Here is an 8,962-nt window from a genome sequence, read left to right as displayed (position 1 = left end):
CGCCGGTGGATCAAGATCAAGAGCACTCGAGCTTGCGCTCATTGTTGAGTGGTGCGGCTTCGCCGCGGGCAGCTGCGCTGCTTTGCTTTTGCTTTTGTGGGAGCGAGCCTGCTCGCGAAGGCGGCCTGATAGCCGACCTGTTTCTCACTGAACGCACCCGATCAAACTGTGGGAGCTGGCTTGCCAGCGAAGGCGGCCTGCCAGCCGACCTGTTTCTCCCTGATGTACTCGATTCAAACTGTGGGAGCGAGCCTGCTCGCGAAGGCGGCCTGCCAGCCGACCTGTTTCTCGCTGATGTACTCGATTCAAACTGTGGGAGCGAGCTTGCTCGCGAAGGCGGCCTGCCAGCCAACCTGTTTCTCACTGAACGCACCCGATCAAACTGTGGGAGCGAGCCTGCTCGCGAAAGCGGCCTGCCAGCCGACCCATTTCTTCCTGATGTACATCAATCCTGTGGGAGCTGGCTTGCCAGCGAAGGCGGTCAGCCAGCCAACCTGTTTCTCACTGAACGCACCCGATCAAACTGTGGGAGCGAGCCTGCTCGCGATAGCGGCCTGCCAGCCAACCATTTTCTTCCTGGACGTACATCAATCCTGTGGGAGCTGGCTTGCCAGCGAAGGCGGCCAGTCAGCCAACAACGCTCTGCCTGACTCACCACCTGCGCAATCAACCTCTTGCTCTTGTCACTCCGGCACAAGCCTGTCCAGTACGCGGTTGACCGCCAGTTCGCCCAGCATGATCACTTGCTGTATTCCCAACAGGGAATTGCGCTGCGGTCCATCGATAAATCCGGCGAGGTCGCTGGCCATGATGCTCGCCGAGGCCAGTGATTCGCAGGCATGGACCAACAGGGTTTCGTTGTCCGCAGCCGGGTCGACGATGAACAGGGTGCTGGGTTTGCGCGGTGCGGCAGGGTCTTTGATGAGGCGGGGGTTGAGGTAGTAATCGATGGCGCGGTCGGCGGCTTCCTTGAGTTTTTGCGCTTCGACGAGCGGGTCGGCGAAAGTCGGATCGGCAAGGGGTGGATCGGGCGTTATCTTTTTCACGGGCTCAGTCTCCTGATGGAGTAGGGCCGCAACCCGTTCGCGACTAAACGAAAGGGAGGCAGCTGCACGCAGGTTAGTCGACCGATGAGCCACGAAATCGGCGCGCCCGGAGGCGCCCTGCGCACAGCCACCATCAAGTGCAGGTATGCAATACCTGGCTGACAGGAACCTGTGCGTCGTGGACAAGCGGGCGACTAAACCCGACCACTGATGAGCAGTGGCAGGCAAACGATAGAACCCGCGCCCCAGGCGCACAAGCCGGCGGATTCTGGCGTAGCCGTAGGCAACGGCGCAAGGATTTGTGGGCTGTTGCGAGGTAACGGGGCGTGTGTTTAAACGGCTGGTTTAAGCGCTGCGATAAATAGTTTGAATAGCCGAACGCTTTCGCGAGCAGGCTCGCTCCCACAGGGCCGGCGGTTGTACTGAGAAACCGTGAACACCGCCGAATCTGTGGGAGCGAGCCTGCTCGCGAAGGCGGTGCGTCAGTCAAAAAAATCCTGACTGACGCACCGCTCGGCCATCACAACTGATAACTGAAACTGATGCTGTACCGAGGCTTGCGGTTCAACGTATCCAGCGCTTCATCGGACATGGCCTTCGCCACTTCCAGGGCGACGTTGTAGTACTTGGCATCGCCGAACCTCAGCCCGACGGCTGTCGATGACAGGTTGTTGGCCTGCACCGGCAGTTGGTTGAACCAGCTGCGCGAGCGGTCGACGACGACGTAGGGTTGCAGGATGCGCACCCAGTTGCCGTCGCGGTTGAAGCTGTAGTTGACCTCGTAAGCGACGCCCCAACCCTTGTCGCCCGAGGCCTGGTCGTCGGGGTAGCCACGGCCGAAGTTCTGCCCGCCGAACACCGCGCGTTCGCTGTCGGGCAAGGTGTCGTCGCTCCAGTACAGCGCCGCCGAGAGCACACCTTGCCAGTTGTCGAGAAACTTGTCGCTCTGCACGCCGGACAATCTGACGCGGAAGAAATCCAGGTCGATGTCGTCGTAGTTGGTGTGCGCGCCGAGGCTGTCGAAGCCCTGGTAGACGCCGGCACTGAGGATGCGCAGTTGGCGGGCGTCGGCCTTGCGCCAGTCGCCTTCGAAAGCCAGGGCGCGGACGTCGGTGCGCAGTTCGGTGCTGAAGGGAAAGTTGATGCCGTCATAGCGCGTCTTGTCGTCGACCGCATACAGGCGCGAGCCGGCGGTCAGCAGTTCGTTGGCGGAGGCGATCAGGGGCGTGCTGAAGCCGATCGAGTAGCGATCGTTCTCGCGGTGAGTACTCAGGCGTCCGCCACCGCCCACCAGCACTTCGGTGTCCGGGTCGGCGCGGTAACGCGAGGCCGAGACGTTGAGTTGCGTGCCCTCGGTATCGAGGAACTGGCTGTAGTCGAGACGGTAGTAATGCTCTTTATCGTCGCCCGGTGGAAACAGGCCGCTGAGGCTCAACTGTTCGCCCATCGACGTCTGCGAATTGCTGCTGACACCGAGCAACGCCTGCGGGCCGTTGCGGTTGTCTTCGGTGGTGCTCAGGGTGCTGGTGAACGGTTTGCGACTGGCCTGGGCGACCAGTGTGGTCGCGCCATCGGTGGTGCCCGGTGGCGGCACTTGCGCTTGAATGGTGACGCCGGGAATGCGGCTCATCAGCGTGGTGTAGCGCTCGAAGGTCTTGCGCGTCAGCGGGCGTTCGGCCTGGATTTTCGCGGCGAGTTTGTCGAGCAGACTTTTGACCCGGCCGATGTCGCCCTGCATCTGGATATCGCGCACGTAGCCCTCGACCAGTACCACGCGGGCCACGCCATCATCGAAGTTCTGTTGCGGCAGGAACGCGTAGGACAACAGGTAGCCGTCCTGCTGATAGCGACGGGTGATGTTGCGCGTAGCTTCGATCAGTTCGGCGAGGCTGGCCTGGCGGCCGATCAGTGGCTTGTAGATTTCCGCGAGTTCGTTGAGCGGGTAGATCGTGCCGCCTTCGATCTGCACGGTCTTCAGGTTGACCTTGGTTTCCATCAGCAATGGCTGCGCGGCGGTCGCACCCGGGTCCGGCACTTGCAGCGGCGCCGCGCTCGGCCGATAGGCGTCGGCGGGCAGGTTGGGTACGGGGAGGTTGCGGATGGTTTCGTCGCTGTTGAGAAAGCTGGGCAAGGTGTCGGCGAGGGCAGCGGAACTGAGGCTAAGGCACAGCAGGGATGCCAGTACGCGCATAGGACACTCCATGGTCAGAACACAGCACAGGGCAGATTTTTCCTTAGAAAAAAGGCGGAAGACTCATGGGAATCTTCCGCCCTCAACCAAGCGTAGGCGCTGTAGGTAAGGCCGTCGAATCGGCCAGGTGCAATTTAGCGTTGAGTGCCGCTCAACGCGCCGGTCAGGCCACCGAGTACCCCGCCCAGACCACCGGTTGCCGTGCCGCCGCCAGTGGCAGTGCCGCTGTTGACCAGACCACCGACCGCTGCCACGGTGCCGCCGACGTTGGTAACCAGACCGCCGACAGCAGTGGTGACCGGGTTGTTGGTGGCGGCAATCGCTCCGCCGAGATTGCCGACGGCGGCGCCCACCTGATTTGTAAGACCAGCGACCGGAGTGCCGAGACCGGTAGCGGCGCCGACCTGTTGAGTGACAGTGGTGACCGCGCTGGTGACCGGATTGAGGCCCGCACCGACTGCGGCGCCGACACTGGCCAGCGGCGACGTGGTTGCAGTGATCGGTGTGCCCGAGCCGCCGAGTACGGTGTTGATCGACGCAATCGTGGTGCCCAGCCCGCCAGCGGTGACGCCGCCGGCACTGACCACTCCGCTGGTGCTGCCGGCATTCAGACCGCTGCCGACGTTGACCACCGCACCACCGACAGTTTGCAACAGACCGGTGCCGCCCAGCCCGCCACCGATGCCGCCACTGCCCGAGCCAGTGCCATTGGACACCAGGCCACCCGCTTTGCCGACCGCCGTGCCGGTGTTGCTCAGGGCGCCGCCGAGGGTGTTGGTCAGGGCATTGCCGCTGCCTGCGTCGGTGACTTTGCCGCCGAGGCTGTTCACCGTGCCGCCTACTTTTGAGATCACCCCTTTGAGCGGATCACCCAGACCGGTGGCATCGCCGAGCTTGTCGGTGGTGCTTTCGACCATGGCGATCACCGGCACCAGGCCGCTGCCGACCTTGTTGGTCAACTGGCTGGTCGGGCCGCTGGTCAGTGAGGTGTTGAGGGTGTCGCCAAGCATGGTGACTTTTTCGCCGATGCCATCGACCAGCGGCGCCACACGGGTGACTACACCGCCAACGACAGGAACGCTGCGGGTCGCTGTGTTGAGTTTGACGCTGAGGTCCGACACGCCGTCGCCAACATCGGAAACCACGCCGCCAACCGAGGCCACGGTGGTGGTCAGGCCATTGGGGTCAGTGGCCAGTTTGCCGATGCCATCAGTGACGCCATCGCCCAAGGTGCTGACCACGTTGCCGGTGGTGTTGGCCACGCTTTGGACGATGCCGCCAGCGACCGGAACAGTGCTCAGCGAATCGCCGATCTGGCCGACGCCATCGCCGACACCGCTGACGGTTTTGCCGACGTCCTGAACAAGTGTTGTGGTCACCAGCGAAGGTGCAGCGGGATTGGTCGGGTTGGTGGGATCGGTCGGGTCTGTCGGATTGGTTGGGTTGGTCGGATCGGTGCCGCCGCCGGTACCGCCAGTGCCACCGGTTCCGCCGCCAGTGCCGCCGGTGCCGCCGGTGCCACCAGTGCCGGCAGTATCGCCGCCGGTTCCGCCGCCCGCTCCACCGCTGCCATCGGTGCCCGCCGTGCCGTCCGCCGTCGAGCTGCCCGAACTGCTGCGATGACCGCCACCGCCGCTGCTGCAGCCGACGAGGCCGACCGAAAGAATCAGTGCCAGCGCGATTGCCGATTTGGACCACATCACTTGAGTTTTCATGATTGAGATTCCTGCACCTGTCACAACGTTACGTTGCCTTCGATGGCTCGCCGATCTGTCGTCGGCGATGCCTCGTCCGTGGCTGTAATCTCAGTCGACGGCAGGTTTTTCACCATTCTCAAGTTGGTATTAACCCCTTTATATAGAGGGCTCGGCGCTATGCCGAAGGACTAATACCCCGGTAATAAACGGGCAAAAAAAAGCCTTGAAATTCAAGGCTCGATTTTTTGCAAAGCGGCGGGCAGGGCGCGGAAAAACTTAAGTGATATATACACAATTAACGGGTTTTTCCGCCCCGCCAGATCAGGCGATCGGTTGCCACTGACCGACCATATGTTCCAGGTCGCCGGCACCGACCAGGCGCAGTTCACCGCTGGAGCCCGCTGCACTGGCCAGTAACGTCACCTCGCTGGGCAGACGCACCGGTTTGTGAAAGTGCACGGCGATTTCAAGGTTGGCTTTGGGCAGGTGATCGGAGAGTGCCGCCAGTGTCCGTGCCTTGTTCCACAGTCCGTGGGCAATCGCGGTGGGAAAACCGAACAGTTTGGCGCTCGCTGCACTGAGGTGAATCGGGTTGTAGTCGCCGGAGACTTTCGCATACTGGCGACCGATATCGGCCGGCGCAGTCCAGCGCGTCACTTCGAGCAAATCCTGTGACGGCTGCCAGTCCTGAGCGAGCGCCTCGCCCTCAAGTTTCACGCCGCGACAGAGCATCCGGCTCTCGGCTTCCCACAGCGGCCCGAGCTGATCGTCCAGGGTAGTGAGCAGATCGAATGTCGCGCCCTTGGCATGTGGTTGCAGATTGTGCACACGCACGCTGACTTGCGCGCGACTCATCGCGCCCATTGGCCGCAACACGCGGATGCGGTTGCTCAGGTGAATCAGCCCCAGCAGCGGGAACGGAAAATCCTTGGCCGTGAGCAATTGCATCTGCAAGGCGAAGGCGAGGATGTGTGGATAGGTCGGCGGCAGCAGGCCGTCATCGACGAAACCGCAGACCTTGCGATAGGCCGCCAGTCGTTTGCTGTCGATATCGACCCAGCAGCGCAGGCCGCTGTCGGGCAGTTGCGTACCAGTGATTTTGCGTCGCGTCGCCGCCCGCGAGTACAGCGCGGGCAGACTCGGTTCGCGATCCAGCGTGTGCCATTCGATGCTCATCTTTATGCCCCCAGAACACTTTGCCCACAGACCCGCAGCGCCTGCCCGGTGAACGCGCCAGTGCCCGGTTGCGCCAGCCACGCCACGGCTTCGGCGACGTCCTGCGGCAAGCCGCCCTGGCCCAGCGAACTCATGCGCCGCCCGGCTTCGCGCAGGCCGAACGGAATGTGCGCGGTCATTTGCGTTTCGATGAAACCGGGGGCCACGGCGTTGATGCTGATGCCGCGTTCCAGCAGCGTTGGCGCCCATGCCTGGGCCAGACCGATCAGGCCAGCCTTGCTTGCCGCGTAGTTGGTTTGCCCGCGATTGCCGGCGATGCCGCTGATCGAGGCGAGCAGGACCACCCGTGCGTTGTCGCGCAGGGTGCCGCTGTCGAGCAGCGCCTTGGTCAGCACTTGCGGGGCATTGAGGTTGACGGCCAGCACCGCGTCCCAGAATTCCGGGGTCATGTTGGCCAGGGTTTTGTCACGGGTGATGCCGGCGTTGTGCACGAGGATGTCGAGGCCGTCGGGCAGCTGTTCGATCAATTGCGCGGCGGCGTCATCGGCGCAGATATCGAGGGTGATCGCCTGGCCGCCGAGGCGCGCGGCGAGGGCCTCCAGGTCGGTCTTGGCTGGCGGTACGTCGAGCAGAATCACCTCGGCGCCATCACGGGCCAGGGTTTCGGCAATCGACGCGCCGATGCCGCGCGCGGCACCGGTGACCAGCGTCTTGCGCCCGGCCAGCGGGCGGGTCCAGTCAGTGACTGGCGTAGCGCACGCGGTCAGGCGAATTACCTGACCGGACACGAATGCACTTTTCGGCGAGAGGAAGAATCGCAGCGGGCCTTCCAGTTGATCTTCGGCACCTTCGCCGACGTAAATCAGCTGCAAGGTGCCACCGCCGCGCAGTTCCTTGGCCAGTGAGCGGGAGAAGCCTTCAAGTGCTCGTTGTGCGCTGGAGGCGAACGGATCACCCAAGGTTTCCGGCGCGCGGCCGAGAATCACCAGGTGCGCGCTATGGTCGAGGTTTTTCATCAATGGCTGGAAGAATTCGCGCAGTTGCTTGAGCTGGTCGGTGTGTTGCAGAGCGCTGGCGTCGAACACCACCGCTTTGATTTTCGGCCCGTGGCCGGGGATCCACGCGGTGGCCAGCGAGGGCTCGGTGCCGTAGCTGTAGATCGCGTCGGTCAAGCGATTGGCAAACCCGCTGATCCGTTCGGCCAGCGGCCCGCCACCGATCAACAGGGCGCCCTCGATCGGCCGCAGACGCCCCGCCTGCCAGCGTTCCAGCCGCACCGGCGACGGCAGGCCCAAGGCCCCGACCAGACGATGGCCGAAGGATGAGTTGGCGAAGTCGATATAGCGGTCAGACATGGAACGCTCTCCAGAAGTTGGGGTTCAAAGTGTGGACTGTCCACGGCAATCAATCGTTCGATCGGCGCAATAAGGCCTACGCTTGAACACTCAGGTTTAGCAGGTCTTGCAGATAAATGCGGTTCATGTGGGAGCGAGCCTGCTCGCGAAGGCGCCGTATCAGACGCTGAAGTGGCTGAATGTGCCGGCCTCTTCGCGAGCAGGCTCGCTCCCACAGGGATTGGGCAAATTTCGACCATTTGGAACAGGAGCTTTTCATGACCCAGCTGCGCCGCGTCGCGATCATCGGCGGTAACCGCATCCCTTTCGCCCGCTCCAACGGGCCGTACGCCACGGCCAGCAATCAGGCGATGCTCACCGCCGCGCTGGAAGGCTTGATCGAACGCTACAACCTGCATGGCCAGCGCATCGGCGAAATGGTGGCGGGCGCGGTGCTTAAATTGTCACGGGATATGAACCTGACCCGCGAATGCGTGCTCGGCTCGCGCTTGTCTCCAGCGACACCGGCCTATGACATCCAGCAAGCCTGCGGCACTGGTCTGGAAGCGGCGTTGCTGGTGGCGAATAAAATCGCCCTTGGCCAGATCGACTGCGGCATCGCTGGCGGCGTCGACACCACTTCCGATGCGCCGATCAGCGTCAGCGAAGGCCTGCGCAGGATTCTTCTACAGGCCAACCGCGCCAAGAGCACCGGCGACAAACTGAAAACCCTTTTGCAGTTGCGCCCCCAGCATCTGATTCCCGAATTCCCGCGCAACGGCGAGCCACGTACTGGCCTGTCCATGGGCGAGCACTGTGAGCTGATGGCGCAGACCTGGAATATTCCCCGCGAAGAACAGGATCAACTGGCCCTCGAAAGCCACCACAAACTCGCCGCTTCCTACAGCGAAGGCTGGCACAACGATCTGATGACGCCGTTCCTCGGCCTGACCCGCGACAACAATCTGCGCCCGGACCTGACCCTGGAAAAACTCGCCACGCTGAAACCGGCCTTCGAGAAAAGCGCCAAGGGCACGCTGACGGCGGGTAACTCTACGCCGCTCACCGATGGCGCTTCGGTGGTGTTGCTGGGAAGTGAGGAATGGGCCAAAGCGCGCGGCTTGCCGATCCTCGCTTATCTGCGCGACGGCGAGGCGGCGGCGGTGGATTTCGTCAACGGTGCCGAGGGCCTGCTGATGGCTCCGGTCTATGCCGTGCCACGCTTGCTGGCGCGCAACGGCCTGACCTTGCAGGATTTTGATTACTACGAAATTCACGAAGCCTTCGCCGCGCAGGTCTTGTGCACGCTCAAGGCCTGGGAAGATCCCGAATATTGCAAAACCCGCTTGGGGCTCGACGCACCGCTGGGTTCGATTGATCGCAGTCGGCTTAACGTGAAGGGCAGTTCGCTGGCGGCGGGGCATCCGTTTGCTGCGACGGGCGGGCGGATTGTGGCGAATCTGGCCAAGCTGCTGGATGCGGCGGGCAAGGGGCGAGGGTTGATTTCGATCTGTGCGG

The 8,962-nt window shown here is 62.9% G+C and carries 6 protein-coding genes; 1 reads left to right on the top strand and 5 read right to left on the bottom strand.

Going from position 1 to position 8,962, the window contains the following annotated elements; translation table 11 throughout:
• Window positions 1–683: 683 nt before the first annotated feature.
• From OQK_RS07530 to OQK_RS07510, 5 genes are all read right to left on the bottom strand, one after another.
• A complete protein-coding gene (locus OQK_RS07530; RefSeq protein ID WP_016771835.1) occupies window positions 684–1,046 on the bottom strand; it encodes a DUF6124 family protein in 363 nt (120 codons plus the stop codon).
• Between the two features lie 520 nt (window positions 1,047–1,566).
• The gene (locus tag OQK_RS07525; protein ID WP_016771834.1) at window positions 1,567–3,237 is read right to left on the bottom strand and encodes a ShlB/FhaC/HecB family hemolysin secretion/activation protein; all 1,671 of its coding nucleotides are present in this window, start codon (window positions 3,235–3,237) and stop codon (window positions 1,567–1,569) included.
• Between the two features lie 134 nt (window positions 3,238–3,371).
• Window positions 3,372–4,952: a collagen-like triple helix repeat-containing protein gene (locus tag OQK_RS07520; protein ID WP_016771833.1), complete on the bottom strand. Its 1,581-nt coding sequence runs from the start codon at window positions 4,950–4,952 to the stop codon at window positions 3,372–3,374.
• 303 nt (window positions 4,953–5,255) lie between these two features.
• The gene (locus tag OQK_RS07515) at window positions 5,256–6,110 is read right to left on the bottom strand and encodes a MaoC family dehydratase (protein WP_016771832.1); all 855 of its coding nucleotides are present in this window, start codon (window positions 6,108–6,110) and stop codon (window positions 5,256–5,258) included.
• A 2-nt stretch (window positions 6,111–6,112) separates the two neighbouring features.
• The gene (locus OQK_RS07510; RefSeq protein ID WP_016771831.1) at window positions 6,113–7,465 is read right to left on the bottom strand and encodes a 3-oxoacyl-ACP reductase; all 1,353 of its coding nucleotides are present in this window, start codon (window positions 7,463–7,465) and stop codon (window positions 6,113–6,115) included.
• 257 nt (window positions 7,466–7,722) lie between these two features.
• Here OQK_RS07510 and OQK_RS07505 point away from each other — a divergent pair.
• On the top strand, window positions 7,723–8,962 hold a 1,240-nt coding region (locus tag OQK_RS07505), incomplete at its 3' end, for an acetyl-CoA C-acetyltransferase (protein ID WP_016771830.1).

Source organism: Pseudomonas sp. R62 (assembly GCF_000257605.1).
In the GTDB taxonomy this organism is placed as follows: domain Bacteria; phylum Pseudomonadota; class Gammaproteobacteria; order Pseudomonadales; family Pseudomonadaceae; genus Aquipseudomonas; species Aquipseudomonas atacamensis.
The sequence above is the reverse complement of the archived record's forward strand: the minus strand, read 5'-3'. Positions and strand labels throughout refer to the sequence as shown.

Coding starts and splice junctions, on each gene's coding strand:
- OQK_RS07525 (WP_016771834.1), bottom strand. CDS start 3,237: ATGCGCGTACTGGCATCCCTGCTGTGCCTTAGCCTCAGTTCCGCTGCC.
- OQK_RS07520 (WP_016771833.1), bottom strand. CDS start 4,952: ATGAAAACTCAAGTGATGTGGTCCAAATCGGCAATCGCGCTGGCACTG.
- OQK_RS07515 (WP_016771832.1), bottom strand. CDS start 6,110: ATGAGCATCGAATGGCACACGCTGGATCGCGAACCGAGTCTGCCCGCG.
- OQK_RS07510 (WP_016771831.1), bottom strand. CDS start 7,465: ATGTCTGACCGCTATATCGACTTCGCCAACTCATCCTTCGGCCATCGT.